The 20,029-nt window shown below is 72.5% G+C and carries 16 protein-coding genes; 3 read left to right on the top strand and 13 right to left on the bottom strand.

The window, feature by feature from the left end; translation table 11 throughout:
• Positions 1 to 64: 64 nt before the first annotated feature.
• The gene (gene yicI, locus KMS84_RS01975; RefSeq protein ID WP_256914233.1) at positions 65 to 2,389 is read right to left on the bottom strand and encodes an alpha-xylosidase; all 2,325 of its coding nucleotides are present in this window, start codon (positions 2,387 to 2,389) and stop codon (positions 65 to 67) included.
• 429 nt (positions 2,390 to 2,818) lie between these two features.
• Here yicI and KMS84_RS01970 point away from each other — a divergent pair, with 429 nt between their 5' ends.
• Both KMS84_RS01970 and KMS84_RS01965 read left to right on the top strand, forming a co-directional pair.
• Positions 2,819 to 4,339 (top strand): glycoside hydrolase family 43 protein, encoded by a 1,521-nt coding sequence (locus tag KMS84_RS01970; RefSeq protein ID WP_256914232.1) that lies wholly within the window; start codon positions 2,819 to 2,821, stop codon positions 4,337 to 4,339.
• Between the two features lie 156 nt (positions 4,340 to 4,495).
• Entirely contained in the window at positions 4,496 to 6,250 is a 1,755-nt protein-coding gene (locus tag KMS84_RS01965; RefSeq protein ID WP_256914231.1) for a cellulase family glycosylhydrolase, read from the top strand.
• A gap of 78 nt (positions 6,251 to 6,328) precedes the next feature.
• On the opposite strand, the gene KMS84_RS01960 is transcribed toward KMS84_RS01965, so the two are convergent.
• The 4 genes from KMS84_RS01960 to KMS84_RS01945 all read right to left on the bottom strand — a co-directional run bounded on the left by KMS84_RS01960 (position 6,329) and on the right by KMS84_RS01945 (position 8,541).
• Positions 6,329 to 6,451 (bottom strand): hypothetical protein, encoded by a 123-nt coding sequence (locus KMS84_RS01960; RefSeq protein WP_256914230.1) that lies wholly within the window; start codon positions 6,449 to 6,451, stop codon positions 6,329 to 6,331.
• 206 nt (positions 6,452 to 6,657) lie between these two features.
• Entirely contained in the window at positions 6,658 to 7,068 is a 411-nt protein-coding gene (locus KMS84_RS01955) for a nuclear transport factor 2 family protein (protein ID WP_256914229.1), read from the bottom strand.
• A 2-nt stretch (positions 7,069 to 7,070) separates the two neighbouring features.
• On the bottom strand, positions 7,071 to 7,877 hold the full coding sequence (locus KMS84_RS01950; protein WP_256914228.1) for an MBL fold metallo-hydrolase: 807 nt from the start codon (positions 7,875 to 7,877) through the stop codon (positions 7,071 to 7,073).
• Positions 7,878 to 7,917: 40 nt separating this feature from the next.
• Positions 7,918 to 8,541, bottom strand: a complete 624-nt coding sequence (locus KMS84_RS01945) for a DsbA family protein (protein WP_256914227.1) — start codon at positions 8,539 to 8,541, stop codon at positions 7,918 to 7,920.
• Between the two features lie 371 nt (positions 8,542 to 8,912).
• Between KMS84_RS01945 and KMS84_RS01940 the strand changes: the two genes are divergently transcribed.
• Positions 8,913 to 10,259 carry a jacalin-like lectin gene (locus tag KMS84_RS01940; protein ID WP_256914226.1) on the top strand — a complete coding sequence of 449 codons (1,347 nt, stop codon included), beginning with the start codon at positions 8,913 to 8,915 and terminating at the stop codon, positions 10,257 to 10,259.
• Positions 10,260 to 10,462: 203 nt separating this feature from the next.
• On the opposite strand, the gene KMS84_RS01935 is transcribed toward KMS84_RS01940, so the two are convergent.
• The 8 genes from KMS84_RS01935 to KMS84_RS01900 all read right to left on the bottom strand — a co-directional run bounded on the left by KMS84_RS01935 (position 10,463) and on the right by KMS84_RS01900 (position 20,025).
• Positions 10,463 to 11,038: a TerD family protein gene (locus tag KMS84_RS01935; protein ID WP_256914225.1), complete on the bottom strand. Its 576-nt coding sequence runs from the start codon at positions 11,036 to 11,038 to the stop codon at positions 10,463 to 10,465.
• A 286-nt stretch (positions 11,039 to 11,324) separates the two neighbouring features.
• Positions 11,325 to 12,167, bottom strand: coding sequence for an RNA polymerase sigma factor SigF (locus tag KMS84_RS01930; protein ID WP_256914224.1), 843 nt, complete (start codon positions 12,165 to 12,167; stop codon positions 11,325 to 11,327).
• A 179-nt stretch (positions 12,168 to 12,346) separates the two neighbouring features.
• Positions 12,347 to 14,110: a thiamine pyrophosphate-dependent enzyme gene (locus tag KMS84_RS01925; protein ID WP_256914223.1), complete on the bottom strand. Its 1,764-nt coding sequence runs from the start codon at positions 14,108 to 14,110 to the stop codon at positions 12,347 to 12,349.
• Between the two features lie 105 nt (positions 14,111 to 14,215).
• Positions 14,216 to 15,772 (bottom strand): FMN-binding glutamate synthase family protein, encoded by a 1,557-nt coding sequence (locus KMS84_RS01920; protein WP_256914297.1) that lies wholly within the window; start codon positions 15,770 to 15,772, stop codon positions 14,216 to 14,218.
• Between the two features lie 185 nt (positions 15,773 to 15,957).
• Positions 15,958 to 17,076: an FAD-dependent oxidoreductase gene (locus KMS84_RS01915; protein WP_256914222.1), complete on the bottom strand. Its 1,119-nt coding sequence runs from the start codon at positions 17,074 to 17,076 to the stop codon at positions 15,958 to 15,960.
• 258 nt (positions 17,077 to 17,334) lie between these two features.
• The gene (locus tag KMS84_RS01910) at positions 17,335 to 17,991 is read right to left on the bottom strand and encodes a sigma-70 family RNA polymerase sigma factor (RefSeq protein ID WP_256914221.1); all 657 of its coding nucleotides are present in this window, start codon (positions 17,989 to 17,991) and stop codon (positions 17,335 to 17,337) included.
• Between the two features lie 314 nt (positions 17,992 to 18,305).
• Positions 18,306 to 19,013 (bottom strand): hypothetical protein, encoded by a 708-nt coding sequence (locus KMS84_RS01905; protein ID WP_256914220.1) that lies wholly within the window; start codon positions 19,011 to 19,013, stop codon positions 18,306 to 18,308.
• Between the two features lie 244 nt (positions 19,014 to 19,257).
• Positions 19,258 to 20,025: a YcnI family copper-binding membrane protein gene (locus tag KMS84_RS01900; protein WP_256914219.1), complete on the bottom strand. Its 768-nt coding sequence runs from the start codon at positions 20,023 to 20,025 to the stop codon at positions 19,258 to 19,260.
• Positions 20,026 to 20,029: the final 4 nt, after the last annotated feature.

Below are 20,029 nucleotides of genomic sequence, written 5' to 3'. Positions count from 1 at the left end.
TCGTGCTACCGAACATCGATCGGCGATACGGACACTGTGGAGGATAGGAACCTCTGACGGGCCGTCAAGTGCTCGGACCGGATCCGGTCGGGTCGGTCTGCGCCGGGCAGGGGAACGCGGCCGTCGTGGTCCCCGCGGCGGCCAGGTGCAGCGCGCCGTCCGGGCCGCCGAGGCGCAGTCGCCAGGGGTGCGGGCTGTCCGTCGTCACGTGGAGCAGGCCGCCGTCACGGCGGACGTGGAAGCGGGCCGCCGCCTCGTCTCCCTCCGGTCGCGGGATCACGATCGTGCGCTGCGCGCCGTCGGCGAAGGCGTGCACCCGCAGTTCGACGTCCTCGGCCCAGGCGGAGACCGGGCCCCGGTCGTCGGCGGCCAGCGCGATCACCGAGTCGGGGCGGGCCAGCAGCGGCAGGGTGTGGAAGTCGTGCCGCTCGCGCACCCAGCCCGGACCGGTGACGCGGGCGCCGTTGAGGATGTTGGTCCACACGCCCTCGGGCACGTAGTACTCGACCGTGCCGTCGTCGGTGAAGACGGGCGCGACGAGCAGGTCGTCGCCGAGCATGTACTGCCGGTCGAGCAGGGCCGCGGTGGGATCGTCGGGGAACTCCAGCAGCATGGCCCGCATCACCGGGACGCCGGTGGCGTGCGCCTGCTGCGCGGCACGCTGGAGGCAGGGGGCCAGCCGGTGTTTGAGCAGCGTGAACTCGCGGGTGACGTCGACGGCTTCCTCGCCGTAGTCCCAGGGGACGCGGTACGACGTGCTGCCGTGCAGACGGCTGTGCGAGGAGAGCAGGCCGAACTGCACCCACCGCTTGAAGACGGTCGGGGTGGGAGTGCCCTCGAAGCCACCGATGTCGTGGCTCCAGAAGCCGAAGCCGGACAGGCCGAGGGAGAGGCCGCCGCGCAGCGACTCGGCCATGGCGGCGAAGTGCGAGTCGCAGTCCCCGCCCCAGTGCACGGGGTACTGCTGCCCGCCGGCGGTGGCCGAGCGGGCGAAGAGCAGCGCCTCGCCCTCGCCGCGTTCCTCGCGCAGCAGCTCGAAGACGGCCCCGTTGTAGAGGTGGGTGTAGTAGTTGTGCATCCGCTCCGGGTCGGAGCCGTCGTGCCAGACGACGTCGGTGGGGACGCGCTCGCCGAAGTCGGTCTTGAAGCAGTCGACGCCCTGGGCGAGCAGCATGCGCAGCTTCCCGGTGTACCAGGCGCGGGCGGCCGGGTTCGTGAAGTCCACGAGTGCCATGCCGGGCTGCCACAGGTCCCACTGCCACACGCTGCCGTCCGCCCGGCGCACGAGGTGCCCCTCGCGCAAACCCTCCTCGAACAGCGCGGACTTCTGCGCGATGTACGGGTTGATCCAGACGGAGACCTTCAGCCCCCGCTGTCGGAGCCGGGCGAGCATGCCCTGCGGGTCGGGGAAGGTCGCGCTGTCCCAGTCGAAGTCGCACCACTGGTGGGCGCGCATCCAGAAACAGTCGAAGTGGAAGACGCTCAGCGGGATGCCGCGCTCGGCCATGCCGTCGACGAAACGGCCCACCGTGGCCTCGTCGTACGCGGTGGTGAAGGAGGTCGTCAGCCACAGGCCCAGCGCCCAGGCCGGGGGCAGGGCAGGGCGGCCGGTGAGCGCGGTGTAGCGCTCCAGGATCTCCTTCGGGCTCGGGCCGTGGACGACGAAGTACTCCAGCGACTGGTCCTCCACGCTGAACTGGACCTGGCCCACGGCCTCCGAGCCGACCTCGTAGCTCACCCGTCCCGGGTGGTTGACGAAGACGCCGTAGCCGCGGTCGGTCAGGTGGAACGGGACGTTCTTGTAGGCCTGTTCGCTGCTCGTGCCGCCGTCCGCCTGCCAGATGTCCACGGACTGGCCGTTCTTGACGAACGGGGTGAACCGCTCGCCCAGTCCGTACACCGACTCGCCGACGCCGAGGGCGAGTCGGCCGACCATGTGGTGGCGGCCCTCGGCGTCGGTGACGAACCCCGTGCCCCGCTCGCCCGCGGAGGTCAGCACCCGGCCGTCCGCGACGAACTCCAGCAGCCACGGCCGGGAGGAGTCGACGCGCAGGGTCAGCCCGCCGGAGGTGAGCTCCAGCAACGGCCCGTCGCGGCGGGCCTTGCCCACGCCCTCGTCGGCGAAGCGGGACCCGGACAGCGCGAACTCCGGTCCCCGGCGCACGGATCCGGCGTGGTGGGTGGTGCGCACGCCGATGACGCCCTCGGCCGGCGACCAGCACTCCACGGTCAGCAGCGGGCTGTTGAGCGTGCCTCCTCGGCCGGTGATGCGCTTGACCGCGGCGTACAGGGTCAGGCGGTCCGTGCCCGCGTGCGCGTCTGTCACCTCGGCCGCGAAATGCGGGGTCCAGCCCGGGCGCGTCAGCCAGCGGCCGTCGGTGAACTTCACCGGCCGGACGCCTCCGTCCGCACGAGGGGGACGACGAGCGGCGCCCGGCACCGGGGACGACGTCCGGAGGTGCGGTCCGGGGCGGCGCCGCGAAGACCGGCGAGCCGCGCACGCGGGCCGACGGCGAAGGGGGACGGAAGGGCCACGAGGCTTACCCCTAACCGGGAGATGGCAATGTGTTGAAGCGCTTCGACGCGTCTGTCGACGCTGCCACCGGTCGCGGGAACCTGTCAATGTCCCGGACAGAGAGAAACTTTCCCTTCTTTCCTCCCCTTGTTTCGCGAGAAGCCTGTCATTACCGTCGCGGCCAAGTGAAGCGCTTCGACACAGGGCGCTTGGCAGCTCCCCGACCGAGGAGTCGCCCGGGGAGGCTCTCGCCCGAGCCCGAGCCCGAGCCCGACGACCGCACGAGACAGAGGAAGAGACCGCGTGTCAGACGCATCGCACACGGCCGCCGCCGTTCGCCCCGCCACGTTCTCCAACCCGGTGATCCCCGGCTTCCACCCGGACCCCAGCGTGTGCCGCGTGGGCGACGACTACTACGTCGTCTGCTCCAGCTTCGAGTACTTCCCCGGCGTCCCCGTGTTCCACAGCCGTGACCTCGTCAACTGGACGCAGATCGGCAACGCCCTCGACCGGCCGAGCCAGCTGCGCCTGTCCGACGCGCCGTCCTCCGGCGGCATCTACGCCCCCACCCTGCGCCACCACGACGGCCGCTTCCGGCTGATCGTCACCCATGTCAGCGACGGCGGCACCATGCTGTTCACGGCCTCCGACCCCGCCGGGCCCTGGTCCGACCCGGTCCGTCTGCCCGGCGTCCCCGGCATCGACCCGGACCTCGCCTGGGACGAGGACGGCGCCTGCTGGTGCACCGTCGCCGGGGTCTCCCAGATCCGCATCGACCCCGACACCGGCGAGGCGTTCGGCACGCCGCACAGGCTCTGGTCCGGCGCGCCCGACGCCAAGGCCCCGGAGGCGCCGCACCTGTACCGGATCGGCGACTACTGGTACCTGCTCATCGCCGAGGGCGGCACCGAGCGCTGCCACGGCGTCTCCATCGCCCGCGGACGCACACCGGACGGGCCGTTCGAGCCGTGCCCCGCCAACCCCGTCCTCACGCACCGCGGCACCGACCACCCCGTGCAGAACACCGGCCACGCGGACCTGGTCCAGGGGCCCGACGGATCCTGGTGGATGGTGCTGCTCGGCGTCCGGCCGCGCGGCGGCACCCCGGGCTGGCACGTGCTGGGCCGCGAGACCTTCCTCACGCCGGTGACCTGGGTGGACGACTGGCCGGTCGTCGCCGCGGTGACGACCGAGCCGCCCGCACCGCCGTGGCCGCTGGTTCCCGGCCCCGCCGAACCCGTCCGGGACGACTTCGACCCGGGCGGGCTGCGCCCGCAGTGGATCTCGGTGCGCGACCGTCCGGCGGAGCACTGCACGACCGGGGAACGCCCGGGCTGGCTCACCCTGCGCGCCCGCGGTTCCTCGCTGGACGAGCGGGACGTGGTGTTCGTCGGCCGCCGCCAGCAGCATCCGGCCTGCCGGGCGCGCGCTCTGATCGACCCGGCCCAGGGACACGGCGGTCTCGCCGTGCGTCTGGACGAGCGCCACCACTACGGGATCGAGGCCCTCGACGGAGAGGTGCGCGTGATCAGCCGCGTCGGACCGGTGCGCGCCGTCGTGGCGTCCCGGACCGTGCCCGCCGGACCGGTGACCCTCGCCGTACGCATCGCCGTCGCACCGCAGCAGGACTCCCGCAGCGGGCCCGACGTCCTCACGCTGGGCGTCGAGGACCCGGACGGCGCGTTCACCGCGCTCGCCGACCTCGACGGCCGCTATCTGTCGACCGAGGTCGCGGGCGGCTTCACCGGCCGGGTCATCGGCCTGTACGCGGCCTCCGGCACCGTCCGCTTCGACTGGTTCGACTACGAGCCGCTCCTCGTCTGAACCGGCGCGCCGCGCACGGAATCCACCCCTGCGCCGCACACCCCCGCACCGCCGGAGACCGCACCGCTGCCCGGAGACGCTTCCCCCCTCGACCACCTGTCGCTCCATCCCCCCACGGGCGGAATCCCCGCTCGGCCACCAGAGAAGGGTCCGAAGATGAAGGGAACGCACCACACGCCCGGCCGCCACAGCCGTGGCCCCGGCCGGGTGCTCGGCCTCCTCCTGGCGCTCGTCGCCGCGATCGGGCTGACCGGCACCACCGCCCTGGCCGTGCCGCGTCACGACGACGCGTCCGCGGCAGCACGGCTCTCCCCGCTCGCCGCCCCCAGGGACACGGTGGCGGCGATGCAGCCCAGCTGGAACCTCGGCAACACCCTGGACGCCATTCCCGACGAGACGTCCTGGGGCAACCCGCCCGCGACCAAGGCCCTCTTCGACACCGTCAAGGCCCAGGGGTTCCGCAGTGTGCGCATCCCCGTCACCTGGAGCGGCCACCAGTCCGCCACCGCCCCCTACACGATCGACGCGGCCTGGATGAACCGCGTGCGGCAGGTGGTCGACTGGGCACTCGCCGACGGCCTGTACGTCGTGATCAACGTCCACCACGACTCCTGGCAGTGGATCGCCGCCATGGCCTCCGACCACGACAACGTCCTGGCCCGCTTCAGGGCCACCTGGACCCAGATCGCCGCCGCGTTCAGGGACTCCCCGCAGGCGCTGCTCTTCGAGAGCAACAACGAGCCGCAGTTCACGGGCACCACCGACGCCCAGGGCAACCAGTACAACAACGAGCTCAACACCGCCTTCCACACGGTCGTGCGCCAGTCCGGCGGGAACAACGCCACCCGTCTGCTCGTGCTGCCGAGCCTGCACACCAACGCCGGTCAGGAGTTCCTCGACGCCCTGGTCGGCGAGATGACCTCGCTGAACGACTCCCGGCTGGTGGCCACCGTGCACTTCTACGGCTGGTACCCGTTCAGTGTGAACATCGCCGGCGGCACGCGCTTCGACGCCACCGCGCAGAAGGACATGACCGACACCTTCAGCCGGATCCGCACCACCCTGACCTCCCGGGGGATCCCCGTCTATCTGGGCGAGTACGGCCTCCTGTCGTACCCCGACCACAACCATCCCGCGCGCGTCGAACTCGGCGAAGGACTCAAGTACTTCGAGCAGTTCGGCTACGAGGCCCGCGCCGCCGGGGTGACCACGGCCCTGTGGGACGCCTTCAACTTCCTGAACCGCGGCACGCTGCAATGGCGCGACCCCGCGCTGATCGACCAGATCAGGTCGAGCTGGACCACCCGCTCGGGAACCGCGTCCTCGGACCGGGTCTTCCTCGCGAAGTCGGGTGCGATCACGGCCACGACCCTCACGCTGAACCCGAACGGCGGTTCCTTCCGGGGGCTTTGGCAGGGCGGCGGCAAGCTCGTCGCGGGCCGGGACTACACCGTCTCCGGCGACCGGCTCACGCTCACGGCGTCGGCCCTCACCCGGCTGGCGGGCAATCGCGCGTACGGGATCAACGCGACGGTGGAGGCGCGGTTCTCCCGCGGCCTGCCGTGGAGGATCCATGTGACCACGTACGACCGGCCGGTCCTGTCGAACGCGACCGGCGACGCCGACGGCATGACCGTGCCCACCCAGTTCCGCGGCGACCAGTTGGCCACCATGGAGGCGACGTACGCCGACGGCGGCAACGCGGGTCCCACCGACTGGACGCCCTACCAGGAGTTCAACGAGGCCTTCTCCCCCGACTACGCCGCCAACACGACCCTTCTGACCTCGAAGTTCGTCAACTCGCTGCGTGAGGGTGCGCAGGCCACGCTCGTCTTCCACTACTGGAGCGGGGCCACCGTGACGTACCGCGTGACCAGGTCCGGGGGCTCGGTGACCGGCACGGTCGGCTGACGGCCCCTCGCCCCGGGCGGCCACGGCGTTCCCGTCGCCCGGGGCTCCTCCCCGGTCCGCTCACGCGAGCCGGGCCGGTCAGCCCTTCGGCGGGGCCGTGCTCACGCGGACGGTGAGGGTGGTGGCGGTCTCCACCCCGACCCGGGGGACGTCCTCGCCGCGGCCCAGGGCCGGCGCCAGCTCGGTGGCGGCGACCGCCATCTCCGCCAGAGCACACCCTCGGCTTCCGCGGATCCGGAGAGGCGGCGCTCCGCGCTCAACGGACTTCGGCCGAACCGGAGTTGGGGGAAGCCACCCGGCCACCCGGCCGCCCGCAAGGCCGTATGCCGCGCCGGCCCCCAGGGGGCGACGCGGCATACGGGCTGAGCCGAGTGGTGATGCGGGGGGGGTTGCGCGACGGGAGGCGATCAGGCGGTCATCGCGTCGCGGACGAGAGCGGTGTCCACGAACTGTTCGAAGCGGACGATGAGTCCGCCGCGGACGACGAAGTGGTGGGCGACACGGACGTCGACCGGCTTACCGGTGGCCTTGTTCGCCGCGGTGTAGCGGGCCAGGACGACGACGTTCTCGCCGTCCACGACGTAGGCGTCGTCGTGGGCGGTCCAGCCCTCCCAGTCCCTGCCGAGCCGCTCCATCACATGGGCGGTGACGCCCTCGGGCGTGCGGTACGTGCCGGCGAGGGGGAAGCCGGCCATCTCGGTCCACTCCACGTCCGGGGCGAGAGTGGCACGCAGGGCTTCCAGATCGCCCGCCGCGGAGGCCAGGTACTGACGGCGCACGACGTCGGCGGGGGCGGTGGACTGCGCGAAGTCGCTCATCGTCAGCCCCACTTCATCTCGCCCTTGGCGACCTTCGCGCCGATCTGCGCGGCGATCAGCATGCCGTGGTCCGGGTAGCGGGCCACGAGGGCCTCGGTGAGCGCAGCGCCGTCGGCAGCCTTGCCCAGTTCCTCCTCGAAGGCGACCAGGTAGGCGCGGGTGGCGGTGATGGCGGAGGCGTCGGCGGCCGTGTCCGGCAGGCGGTGGCCGGGTACGACCAGCGCCGGGTCGAGGGCGGCCATCTCGTCGAGCAGGCCGATCCAGGCGGCCCGGTCGGCGGGGGCGGGTGTGTCGGCGACCCAGACGTGCTCCTGCTGGAACAGCAGCACGCCGCCGAGCAGCGCGCGGTGCTCGGCCTGCCACAGGTAGTGCCGGTCGGGCAGCGCGGCGGGCCCGCCCTTGAGCTGGAAGGTGTGGCCCTCCAGCGTCAGGTCGCCGGTCAGCGGGGCGAGGTCGACCAGACGGGTGGGCAGATTCGCGCCGAGGGCCGCCCACGCCTTGAGCTTGCCCTCGTAGGACTGCTGGATGTGCTCGATGACGAGCGGGGTGGCGACGAACTCCGCCTGCGGGAAGGCGTCGGCGATCACTTCGGCGCCGAAGTAGAAGTCGGGGTCGGCGTGCGACACGAACACGGTGGTGAGGGTCTTGCCGGAGTCGAGGATCTCGGCGGCCAGCCGGTGGCCGTCGGCGCGGGTGAAGGCCGCGTCGACCAGCAACGCCTCGTGCTCGCCGGTGACGAGGGTGGCCGTCTTGTTCCTGCTGCCGGCCGGGAAGTCCAGATCGAGGATCTTGAAGTCGAGCGTGCTCATGGTGACTCCTTCGGGGAGGGATGCGGAGGTGCGGCGGGGGTCAGGAGCGGGTGGCGGCGAACGCCGCGAGGCGCCGCTCCACGTCGTCGGCGCCGGCCCGGCCGCGCGCCAGCACGGTCGTGGCCGCACCGTCGGCGGCGAGAAGCGTCGGGAAGGCGTCGACGCCCAGCGCGCGGGCGCGTGCGAAGTCGCCTTCGGCCGCGCCCTGCGCGTCGGCTGCTTCGAAGGACGCGACGACCTCGTCGGCGTCCAGACCGGCCTGCTCGGCGACCTTCCGGTAGGTGGCCCGGTCGGAGAGGCTGAGGCCGTCGACGTAGAAGGCGTGCTGAAGCGCCGTCGCCAGTTCCACCCCCCGCGCGGGGGCGGCCCGGCGCAGGGCGGCGACACCGCGGGCGGCCGCCTGCGAGTCCATGACGAACGAGCCGTCGGCTATGAGCCGCCCGTACGCCTCGCCGAACTCGACGCCGGTGAGCTCGGCGATCTGGGCGTTCGCGCCCTGCACGTATCCGAACTCGCGGACAGGAACCCGGCGGGATCCGGTGAACAGGCCTCCGGAGACCACGTCGACGTCGAGCTCCGGGTGGCGCGAGGCCACCTCGCGCAGTGTCGGGGAGAAGCCGTGCGACCAGCCGCAGTAGGCGTCGAACACATAGATCAACTTCATCGAGCACCTCGGCAGAGAAGGTGTGGCGTCCGCCGGATGCGGGCGGTTCACCCGACCAACAATACCTGACTCGTCAGATATTCCATCTGCTGGCCGATGCGGGCGTGGCGCGCGGGCTCAGCCGGAAGCGCCGCGATCGAACACCCGGAGCCCACCGCGAGACCCGGCGGCCCATCGGGGTCCAACACGCCCCGTTCCGGGCGCCGTTCGAGAGATTCACCGCCTCGACACCGGGCGGCAATCCACCGCCGGTCCGGCGGATCGGAGCGCACGGTCAAATTTTGATCTCCCTCGCCGCAGCCGGCGACAGGAGCGGGTTACCGGCGGTAAGTTCCCGCTGGCCCTCCCCCACTTCCCAGGAGCTCCCCTTCATGCGCCGTCTTCTCACCTGTCTCGCGGCAGCGGCCGTCGCCTGCGGCGGGTTCGTCGCGACCGCGTCTCCCGCCTCCGCGGCGGACCCGGCCTCCGGGTCCTTCAGCACCCTCACCTACAACGTGGCGGGCCTCCCGTCGGCGCTGTCGAGCGCGTCGACGCCGCGTGACACCAGCACCACGGCGATCGGCCGGCGCATCGCCCCCTACGACGTCGTGCACGTCGAGGAGGACTTCAACTACCACTCCTACCTCTACGCCGGCGACACCGCGCACCCCTACCGCACCCCCACCAGCGGCGGCGCCGGCATCGGCAGCGGACTCAACACCCTGTCCACCCTCCCCTACGACACCGACGACTTCGAACGCGTCCGCTGGAACTCCTGCCAGCTCGACTCCGGCGACTGCCTCACCCCCAAGGGCTTCACCTTCGCCCGCCACCGCCTCGCCGAAGGCGTCTACGCCGACTTCTACAACCTGCACACCAACGCCGGCACCAACCCCGGCGACCTCGCCTCCCGCGCCGACAACCTCAACCAGCTCACCGCCTTCATCAAGACCCACTCCGCCGGCAACGCCGTCGTCGTCATGGGCGACACCAACACCCGCTACACCCGCAGCGGCGACACCATCGCCGAGTTCGCCGCCGCCAACGGCCTCACCGACGCCTGGGTCCAGCTCGAACGCGGCGGCACCCCGCCCGCCAAGGGCACCGACGCCCTCGTCTGCGACCAGAGCGGCCCCACCGTCCCCGACACCTGCGAAGTCGTCGACAAGATCCTCTACCGCGGCAGCAGACTCCTCACCCTCCAGGCCACCGACTACGGCAACGAGCACGCCGCGTTCCTCACCGACACCGGCCTCATGCTCTCCGACCACGACCCCGTCACCGCCGCGTTCACCTGGACCCGCAACCCCGCCTACCAGCTCAGCGACCAGTTCGGCGGCCCCCACGGCGACTACTTCACCGACATGGACAAGGTGCCGGCCACGGCCCGCCCCACCGTCGTCGGCCTGCGCTCCGGCTCCCGCGTCGACCAGATGAGCCTGACCCTCGGCGACGGCCAGGTCCTCAGCCACGGCGGAACCGGCGGAACGGCGGCCACCCTGACCCTCGGCAGCGGGGAGCGCCTCGCGTCCGCCCAGCTCTGCCAGGGGCAGAAGGACGGCCTGACCAGGATCTTCTACGCGAAGTTCACCACCAGCCTCGGGCGGGTCCTGGCGGGCGGCACCGCCACCTCCGACTGCGTGACCCGCACCGCGCCTCCCGGATGGCAGATCGCCGGCTTCCACGGCCGCACCGCCGACGAGGTCGACAAGATCGGCTTCATCTACACCAAGAGCTGACCCCGCCCACGACCAGGCGCTGACCCCGCCGCTCTCCCATGTCGTCGGGACGGCGACGCCCGAGGGCGACGCCGTCCCGACGACCCCGTGTCCCGGCGGGCGCCATCGGCGGCGCCGTCACCGTCCCGGTTCGGGCGGCCGGGGCTCGTCCCTCGCCCCGCGTGCGGGCGCCGGGCCGGGGGCGGGTCCGGCCGGCCCCCGGGTCAGACGTTGACGCCGAAGTCCGCGGCGATGCCCGCGAGTCCCGAGGCGTAGCCCTGGCCGACGGCACGGAACTTCCACTCGGCGCCGTTGCGGTAGAGCTCGCCGAAGACCATGGCCGTCTCCGTCGAGGCGTCCTCGGACAGGTCGTAGCGGGCGATCTCGGCCCCGCCCGCCTGGTTGACGACCCGGATGAAGGCGTTGCGCACCTGGCCGAAGCTCTGACCGCGGCTCTCGGCGTCGTGGATGGAGACCGGGAAGACGATCCGGTCGACCTCGGCGGGCACGGCCGCCAGGTTCACCTTGACCGACTCGTCGTCGCCCTCACCCTCGCCGGTCAGGTTGTCGCCGGTGTGCTCGACCGAACCGTCGGGGCTGGTCAGGTTGTTGTAGAAGACGAAATGGCGGTCGGACAACACCTTGCCCGACGCGTCCAGCAGCAGGGCCGAGGCGTCGAGGTCGTAGTCGGTGCCCGTCGTGGTGCGCACGTCCCAGCCGAGGCCGACGAGGACCGCCGTCAGGCCCGGCGCCTCCTTGTTGAGCGAGACGTTGCCGCCCTTGGACAGGGAAACTCCCACGGTGAACTCCTTCGTCGATGCGACAGGTGCGGGCCGCCACGACCCACCCTTGAAATCTACATCACTGTAGAAGCAAATGAACGGGCATTCCGGGCAAGGGAGTTGTTCCCAGACGCTCCCGCCCGGAAGCGGCGACCCGACGCGCACGACGCGCACGACGCGCACGACGGACACGACGGACACGACGGCCCCCGCGGGCACACGGATCGCTCCGTGTGCCCGCGGGGGCCGTTCACCGCGTGACCAGCGGTCGCCGTGTCCGGGAAGAGCGGCGACGCGGGGTCCGTCACTGGGTGGTGAGCATCCCTTCCCGCAGACGGGTCAGCATGCGGGTGATCAGACGGGAGACGTGCATCTGGGAGACGCCCAGACGCTCGCCGATCTCCTTCTGGGTCAGCTCCTCGACGAAGCGCCAGTGGATGATCTGACGGTCCCGCTCGTCCAGCTCGGCGATCATGGGCGCGAGGGCGTGGAAGTCCTCGACCAGGCCGAGGGCGGCGTCCTCGTCGCCGATGAAGTCCGCGAGCGCGGCCTCGCCGTCCTCGTTGCCGCTGATCGCCGCGTCCAGGGAGGCGGACCGGTAGCCGTTGGAGGCGAGCTGCGCGTCGACGACCTCCTCCTCCGGCAGGCTCATCAGCTCGGAGAGCTCCCGCGTGGTCGGCGTCCGGCCCAGTCGGCTGCGCAGTTCCTCGTTGGCGCGGGCCAGCTGGACGCGCGCTTCCTGGAGCCGGCGCGGCACGTGCACGGCCCAGGAGGTGTCACGGAAGAAACGCTTGATCTCGCCCACGATGTACGGCACGGCGAAGGAGGTGAACTCGACCTCGCGGGTGAGCTCGAACCGGTCGATCGCCTTGATCAGCCCGATCATGCCGACCTGGACGATGTCCTCCATCTCCTCCGGTCCGCGGCTGCGGAAACGGCCGGCCGCGTAGCGGACCAGGGACATGTTCATCTCGATCAGCGTGTTGCGGGCGTACTGGTACTCGGGGGTGCCTTCCTCGAGCACCGTGAGCTGGTCGAAGAACACCTTCGACAACTCCCGCGCGTCCTTCGGCGCCACCTTGGACGGGTCCGCGATCTCCGGAACCTCCATCGTTCGCCCAGCAGCCGTCGCGGTCGTCGTCAACATGATGTGCCCCTCCCTGTCGCTCAGCGTTGTTCGTGCCGGTCCCTGCTCCGGCAAGGACGCGTTTACCCCGGGTTCCGGGGTGCATGCCTGTGATTTTCCGACCGATTTTCGGGAGCCCCGGAAGGTGCGGCTCCCTGGGCCTGTTTCCGCGCCGTTCCAGGGCCGGGTCCGGCCCCCGCTCAGTCGTCGCCGGCGTCCCCCTGGCTGCGGACGACCTCCTTCACCTTGGCCAGGGCGAAGCCCCAGCCCTGCTCGACGGTCGGCTTGGCCGGGACGGCGATCTCGTCGGGGTTGGTGAGCACGTCCAGCAGCACGGGGCCGGGCGTGTCGAAGGCGCGGCGCACGGCGCTCTCCAGGTCGGCCGGGTCGGTCACGCGGATGCCGGTGATGCCCATGGCCTCGGCGACGGCGGCGAAGTCGGGGTTGTCCAGCACCGTGCCGAACTCGGGGAGGCCGGCCTGTTCCTGCTCCAGCTTCACCATGCCGAGCCGACGGTTGTCGAAGACGACGAGCTTGACGGGCAGGCGGTGCGTCCTGAGCGTCATGAGGTCGCCGAGGAGCATGCTGAGCCCGCCGTCGCCGCAGAACGCCACGACCTGCCGGTCGCGGTCCAGGCACTGGGCGCCCAGGGCCTGGGGCATGGCGTTGGCCATGGAGCCGAGGTTGTAGGAGCCGATCAGCCGCCGCTCGCCGCGCATCTCGACGAAGCGGGAGAGCCACACCGTGGCCATGCCCGTGTCGGAGGTGAAGACGGCGTCGTCGTCGGCGATCCGGTCCACCAGGGCGGCCAGCGCCTCCGGGCGGATGTCGTGATGACGGTTGTCCAGGGCGGAGCGGACGCGCCCCACCAGGCCCTTGTCGTGCTCCGGGTCGGCCAGCCGGGCCTGTCCGGCGCGCCACTTGTCGAAGCGTTCGCGGGCCTTCTCCAGGTGCGAGCGGTCGCGTGCGCCCTCGGTCCCGGCGGGCGCGGCGTCGAGCCGGGCCAGAAGGTCGCGCACGGTGGCGCCGGTGTCGCCCACGAGCCCGACCTCGACGGGCACCCGGCGTCCGATGTGCGCGGCCTCGGTGTCCACCTGGATGACGGTCCGGCCCTCGGGATACCAGTCCCGGTAGGGGAAGTCGGTGCCGAGGAGCAGGAGCGTGTCCGCGTCCTGGAGGGCCGAGGCGGCCGCCGGGTTGCCGATCAGGCCCGTCTGGCCGACCTGGAAGGGGTTGGCGTCGCCCTCGAAACCGGCCTTGGCCTTCAGGGTGAGCACCATCGGCGCGGCGAGCCGGTCGGCGAGCGCCAGCACGTCGGCGCGCGCGCCGCGCGCGCCCTGTCCGACCAGCAGGGTGACCCGCTCGGCGCGGTCGAGCAGCTCCACGGCCCGGCCCACGGCCTGCTCGTCGGGGCGGCTGAGGGGCGGGTTCAGGGAGAACCGCGTCGGACGGTCGGCGGTGAGCTCCTGTTCCCCGAGGTCCCCCGGCACGGTCAGGACGGCGACCCCCTTGCGGCCCAGGGCGTTGCGCACCGCCGTCTCCAGCAGCTGTGGCAGCTGGTCCGGCGAGGTGACGGTGGCGCGGAAGACGGCCACGTCACTGAAGAGGGCGTCGTTGTCGACCTCCTGGAAGTAGTCGCTGCCGAGCTCGGCGAGCGGCACCTGCCCGGCGATCGCCAGCACCGGCGTACGGCTCTTCGCCGCGTCGTAGAGGCCGTTGAGCAGGTGGACGGAACCGGGGCCGACGGTGCCCATGCAGACACCGAGCGCGTCGCCGAGCTGGGACTGGGCGCTCGCGGCGAACGCCGCCGCCTCCTCGTGTCGGCAGCCCACCCATTCCAGGCCCTCGGTGGTGCGGATGGCGTCCGTCACGGGGTTGAGCGCGTCTCCCACGACGCCGAAGACCTGGCGCACGCCGAGTTCGCTCAGCGCGTCCACGATGACACGGGCTACGGTACGGGCCACTTGGGACTCCAGTTCAGACGGTTCCGGCGGTTCGGGCGGTCGGAAGGTTCGGGCGGTCGTCAGGCAGTCGTCGGGCAGTCGTGCGGTCTACCCGGTCGACCCGGTTCAGACGGTGAACCGGTCGGGGTCGGCGGCCTTCCAGTCGGCCGCCCAGGACAGAGGGGGCTCCGCGAGCAGCTGCCCCGGCTCGAGCCACTCGTACAGCTCCGCGTAGGAGCGCTCGGTGTAGGGGTCGATGCGTCGTCGGAGCATGTGCGGACGCAGCTGGGCCGGATCGGTGACGCCCATGGAGGCCATGATCTGTAGGGCGCTCGCCACGGTCGCCTCCTGGAAACGCTGCACGCGGGGCGTCTTGTCGCGGACGTCGAGGGCGCGGGCCCGGCGCGGGTCCTGGGTCGTGACGCCGGTGGGGCAGGTGTTCGTGTGGCAGCGCTGGGCCTGGATGCAGCCGACGGCGAACATCATCGCCCGTGCGGCGTTGCCGTAGTCGGCGCCCTGGACCATGCGCTTGACGAGGTCGGTGCCGGTGGCGATCTTGCCGCTCGCACCGACCTTGACGACGTCCCGCAGGCCGGTGCCAACCAGCGCGTTGTGCACCGTGAGCAGGCCTTCGGTGAGCGGGGTGCCGACGTGGTCGGCGAACTCCAGCGGCGCGGCGCCGGTGCCGCCCTCGGCGCCGTCCACGATGACGAAGTCGGGGGTGACGCCCTCCTCCAGCATGGCCTTGCACACGGCCAGGAACTGCCGGCGGGATCCCACGCAGAGCTTGAACCCGGTCGGCTTGCCGTCGGCCAGCTCCCGCATGCGGGCGATGAAGCGGACGAGTTCGCGCGGGGTGGAGAAGACCCGGTGGTAGGGCGGCGAGACGACGGTCTGCCCCTGGGGGACGTCCCGGACCTTGGCGATCTCGGCATTGACCTTGGCCCCGGGCAGGACTCCTCCGATGCCCGGTTTGGCTCCCTGCGACAGCTTCAGGGACACGCATTTGACGTGGTCGTGCGCGGCCTTGTCGGCGAACTCGGAGGGGTCGAAGTCACCGTCCCGGGTCCGGCAGCCGAAGTAGCCGGTGCCGATCTCCCAGACGATGTCGCCGCCGGGACGCAGGTGGTACTCCGACAGGCCGCCCTCTCCGGTGTCGTGGGCGAAGCCGCCGGCCGCGGCGCCGCCGTTGAGCGCGAGGATCGCGTTGGCGGACAGCGAGCCGAAGCTCATGGCCGACACGTTGAGCAGCGCCATGTCGTAGGGGCGCGTGCAGTCGGGGCCGCCGATGTGCACGCGCGGGGGCGTCCGGGGCGCCTCGCGGGGCGCCATCGACGGCACCAGGAACTCGTAACCGGGCAGGTAGACGTCGCGTTCGGTGCCGTAGGGCTCCTCGGCGGCGGTGCCCTTGGCCCGCTCGTAGACGATGCTGCGCACGTCCCGGTCGAAGGGGCGCCCGTCGTAGTTGCGCTCGATGAAGTACTGCTGGAGCTCGGGGCGGATCCGCTCCATGAGGTAGCGGGCATGGCCGAGGACGGGATAGTTCCGCAGCACCGAGTGGCGGCGCTGCAACAGGTCCCAGGCCCCCAGGAGCCCCAGCAGGAGCAGCGGGACGGCGGCGAACAGCCAGAAGAGCGAGATCCCGACCGCCGCCGCCACCGCCGCGAGGGCGGCGATCCACATCACGAGAACGATTCCTACGCGTGTCACCTCTCGCACCTTGCCCGCCACGCGTCTCCCATGCACGCGGCGGCTGCCCGAACGGCTCATGAAATGGTCAAGGAACGCGCCGTGACGCCGGAACGCTCCAGGTCACCGGCCGGTGCGTCCCGCCGCACCGGCGACCGCGCGCATCACGCGCGCCCGGCCTACCCCCTGAACGCGGCGATCAGGCCGTGCGGGGTGTCGTCGCCGAACATGAGCGCGTGCAGGCAGGCGCCGTCGACGGCGGTCTCGGCGCTGCGGTCGAACATGGCGTGCTCGTAGGCGGTGAGCGCCGCCTCGACGTCGTCGGGGTGCGCGGCGAGGGCCTCGCCGAGTTCGGCCCCGTCGAGCATGGCCAGGTTGGCGCCCTCGCCGTCGGGGGCCGAGAGGTGGGCGGCGTCCCCCACCAGGGTGACCCCGGGCACCCGGTCCCAGCGGTGTCCGACGGGCAGCGTGTTGAGGGGGCGCAGGACGGGAGCGGTGTCGCTGTCGGTGATCAGCGCGGTGAGCTCCGGCGCCCAGCCCTCGAACTCTCCGGCGATCCGGGCGATCGCGGCGGCGGGGTCGGTGAAGTCGACGGCGGCGAACCAGTCCTGCGTCTCGGTGAGCGCCACATAAGTGTGCAGGGTCGCGCCGCTCTCGCGGTGGGCCTGGATCCCCTTGCCGGGGGCGAGCGCGAGCATCGATCCGCCGCCGACCGCCTTCGCGGCGGCCGGGTGCCGGGTGTCGCAGTGGTACAGGTAGGTCTCCACGAACGACCGGCCGAAGTAGCGGGGGGCGGCGTCGGAGAGCAGCGGGCGGACGCGCGACCACGCGCCGTCCGCGCCGACCAGCAGACCGGTGGCCACGGTGGAGCCGTCGGCGAAGGTCACCTCGTGCCGTCCCTCGCCGAGGGAACGCACGCCGGTCGCCTTGCGGCCCCAGCGGACGGCGCCGGCCGGGAGGGAGTCCAGCAGCATCCGCCGCAGCTCGCCGCGCTGCACCTCGGGGCGGCCCCCGGCGCCGTCGTCGGGCTCCTCGAACAGGACGGTCCCGTCGCGGTCGAGCAGGCGCAGGGCCTGGCGGCCGGGCAGGATGAGCCGCCGGAACTCGGCCGTCAGACCCGCCGCCCGCAGCGCCGCCCGGCCGTTGTGGTCGTGGATGTCGAGCATGCCGCCCTGCGCACGAGCCGTCGGCGCGGTCTCCGCCTCGTGGACGGTGGCCGGGATGCCGTGGAGGTGCAGGACACGGGCGAGGATCAGCCCTCCGAGTCCGGCGCCGATGATGGTGACGTCAGTGGTCATCGTGGTTCCTCACGGTTCGCAGGTCCGCCGGACGGACACCGGCGGGATCTCCCGAAAGGTCCCAGGCCTCGCCGACAGCCCGCCGATACTCCGCCGACAGCCCTGACAGATCACCGACACCGCCCGCCGCGGGAGGTCGACGGGCAGGACGAGGCCGTGGGCCGGGCCGTGAACCGGGCCGTGCGTGACGGGCACGGTGGTGATCGCCGACGAGCGCCGGCGTCCCCGCTCGGGTGGACGCCGGCGCTCCCCGTCGCGTCAGGCAGCGGCGCCCCGGGAGCCGAGCCCCTCGGCCTCGTCGAGCAGCACGACGAGGGTCGCGCGCGCCCGCGCCACCCGTGAGCGGATCGTGCCGACCGGGCAGCCGCTCGCCGCGGCGGCCTCCTCGTAGGGCAGCCCCCTCAGCTGGGTGAGGACGAACGCCTCTCGCCGCTCGGCCGGCAGCGCGTTCAGAAGATCGAGCAGGGCGACGCCGTCGTCGAATCCGGGCAGACCTCCGGGCTGGGCGCGCTCGGCCCAGACCGTCCAGTCGTCCACGTCTGCCGACCGCGGCCGGGCGGCGGCGCGCCGAAGGCTGTCGACGACCGTGCGGCGCGCGATCGACAGCAGCCAGGTGCGGGCCGACGAGCGCCCCTCGAACCGGTGCAGGCTGCCGAGCGCCCGCAGGAAGGTGTCCTGGGCGAGGTCGTCGGCCAGCTGGCGGTCGCCGCAGAGATAGGTGATGTGGCGGACGACGTCCGGACGCAGGGCGCGCACGAAGCGTTCGACGGCGTCGACGTCACCGGTGCGGGCGGCGAGGGCCCAGAGGGTCGCCGGATCGGCGGCCGACGTCGTCGCAGCGGCAGCGGCGCAGTCCGCTGTGGCGGACGTCGTCCCGCGCGTCTGCGACGGCGGGGGCAGGACAGGAGTGATCACCTGATGTCCTTCTCGGGTGGTCCGGGACCGGCCCCGCGCGCGGCGCGACATACGGGTGAGCGGACGCCGCCGACCCGCCGGGCACGCGGTCCGCGCAGCCCGTCGGCAGGCGCGCGGACAGGCGGACGTGCGGGCGGTGGGTGCGGTGGACACCGGGCGGGCGTGCGGGCATGCGCGCGACAGGGCGACGCGCCGCTGCGGAGGGTTCCGGGACGGGAGGAGTGGAAGGGGGCGCGCCTCGGGCACGCCCGCACCCGAGGCGTCGGAGCCGACGTCACGGCGTCGGCGCGACGGCCTCGGGGGAACCGGCTGTCTCAGATGACAGCGGTCGCGGCCGGAGGCCCCCGGGAGATGATCGTGTGCGTGAGCGTCAGCCGTGGGAGCCGCTCGGCGCGTTCACGCGTCGGACGCACCCTGGGCCGGCGCGCCGGCACGGGCAGGACGGCGAGGGGGAGCCGCAGCGGCGCGGCCAGTCGGGCGGCGACGGTCCGCAGGAGACGGAACGCCGCGCGCTCGCCGTACGCCAGCCACAGGCCGGTGAGCAGGGCGGCCGCGGTGTGGGCGGCAAGCATGCCCAGCGACGACATGCCGTCGCCGTGGGCCGTGCTGCCGAGATGCCCGTCGGCCATCGACTCCATGGACATGCCGTCCATACCGTCCATGACCATGCCGTCCATGACGTCCGTGGGGCGCCTGCCGTGCTGGTGATGCATGCCGTGCAGGTGGTTCGTGCCGGACGCCGAGGGGGCCGCGCCGGCTCCCGGCGCCGCTTGCAGGGCCCAGGAGAAGGCCGAGTGGAGCGCCCCCTGGGCGACCACCACGACCGACACCACCGTCGTGAGCCCGCGCTCACGATCGGCCAGGGCCCACCCGACGGCGGCCGTGGCGGCGAAGCCCGCGGACACGGTCCACCACGGCACGGCGGACCCTGCCATCAGCGCGTGGCCCAGGGCGGCGAGCAGCACGCAGACGGCCGCGAACACCGCGGCCCGCACCGTGCGCGCACCCCACCCAGCCGTCATGACCGCCTCATCCTCGCATCCGGCCCCCGCCCTTCACGGGTGGGTACGCGCAGAACCCGGTGCCGCCACTCACGTCGAGGAGAGTGATACAGGTCACAGGACTGCGGGCGGGCGTGACCGGGCGACGGCACCCCGCCGCCGTGCCGGCCCGCGGAGCGACGCGAGCCGAGGCCGGCTCCGCCGTCGGACACCCGGCGGCGGAGCGGACGGCCGTCGGGCCGTTCGACCGGACGGCCTGCGGGGGCTACTCCGGCCGGGACCCGGCGGAACGGCCGCGGACGACGGCGAAGGCCGCGGCCGCCAGTCCCAGCACGCCCACGACCAGGCCGGCGACACCGAGTCCGCGGGCGGTCGAGTCGTCGGCGGACGCGGTGGCCGTGGAGCCGCCGGAGCTCTTCGCGGCCCCCGAGGCGGCCGGGGCGGCACTGCCGTCCTGCGCCTGTCCCGCGGTCGCCCCCTCCGCCCCCTCGGCCGTGAGTTTGAGCACCGGGGCCGGGTTCTCGGGCTCGTCGCCGCCGGACTCCGCCTCCTCGATCCAGCGGACGGTCTTGCCGTCGGAGTAGGTCTGCAAGGTCTTGAAGGCGAGTTGACCGGCGTTGTCGGGCAGTCGGCCGAAGGCCACGTCGAAGTCCTCGAACTGCCCGGCCTCGATCTTCCCGCCGGTCCAGGTGATCTCGGAGACGGCGTCCGTGATGGTGCCGTCGTCGGTCTTGACCGGCGTCTTGAGCTTCGTGTTCGTGACCTTGGCGGTCCAGCCGTCGCGCGGCGCGACGAGCACGCCGAGGACGGGGTGGTCGGTCGGCAGGAAGATCTGCACCTTCGTGGTGGCGGCCGCGTTCTCCTCGTTCGGGACGCGGAAGGTCAGGAGGCCGTCCGTGGCTCCCTTGGCGTAGGCCTCGGGGTGCACGGTGACGTGCGCGAAGGCCGCGCCGGCGGTGGTGAGGACCGAGGCGGCGGCGAGAGCGACGACGGCGCCGGCGCGGCGCAGCGTGGTGGGGCGAGTCGTGGACATGACT

It is taken from the genome of Streptomyces hilarionis (assembly GCF_024539675.1).
Lineage (GTDB): Bacteria > Actinomycetota > Actinomycetes > Streptomycetales > Streptomycetaceae > Streptomyces > Streptomyces hilarionis.
The sequence above is the reverse complement of the archived record's forward strand: the minus strand, read 5'-3'. Positions and strand labels throughout refer to the sequence as shown.

Bases quoted from the DNA above. Each gene is read 5' to 3' on its own strand.
- KMS84_RS01930 (WP_256914224.1), bottom strand. From the start codon at position 12,167: ATGTTGACGACGACCGCGACGGCTGCTGGGCGAACGATGGAGGTTCCG.
- KMS84_RS01950 (WP_256914228.1), bottom strand. From the start codon at position 7,877: ATGAGCACGCTCGACTTCAAGATCCTCGATCTGGACTTCCCGGCCGGC.
- KMS84_RS01905 (WP_256914220.1), bottom strand. From the start codon at position 19,013: ATGACGGCTGGGTGGGGTGCGCGCACGGTGCGGGCCGCGGTGTTCGCG.
- KMS84_RS01940 (WP_256914226.1), top strand. From the start codon at position 8,913: ATGCGCCGTCTTCTCACCTGTCTCGCGGCAGCGGCCGTCGCCTGCGGC.
- KMS84_RS01945 (WP_256914227.1), bottom strand. From the start codon at position 8,541: ATGAAGTTGATCTATGTGTTCGACGCCTACTGCGGCTGGTCGCACGGC.
- KMS84_RS01900 (WP_256914219.1), bottom strand. From the start codon at position 20,025: ATGTCCACGACTCGCCCCACCACGCTGCGCCGCGCCGGCGCCGTCGTC.
- KMS84_RS01915 (WP_256914222.1), bottom strand. From the start codon at position 17,076: ATGACCACTGACGTCACCATCATCGGCGCCGGACTCGGAGGGCTGATC.
- KMS84_RS01965 (WP_256914231.1), top strand. From the start codon at position 4,496: ATGAAGGGAACGCACCACACGCCCGGCCGCCACAGCCGTGGCCCCGGC.
- KMS84_RS01960 (WP_256914230.1), bottom strand. From the start codon at position 6,451: ATGGCGGTCGCCGCCACCGAGCTGGCGCCGGCCCTGGGCCGCGGCGAG.
- KMS84_RS01920 (WP_256914297.1), bottom strand. From the start codon at position 15,772: ATGTGGATCGCCGCCCTCGCGGCGGTGGCGGCGGCGGTCGGGATCTCG.
- KMS84_RS01955 (WP_256914229.1), bottom strand. From the start codon at position 7,068: ATGAGCGACTTCGCGCAGTCCACCGCCCCCGCCGACGTCGTGCGCCGT.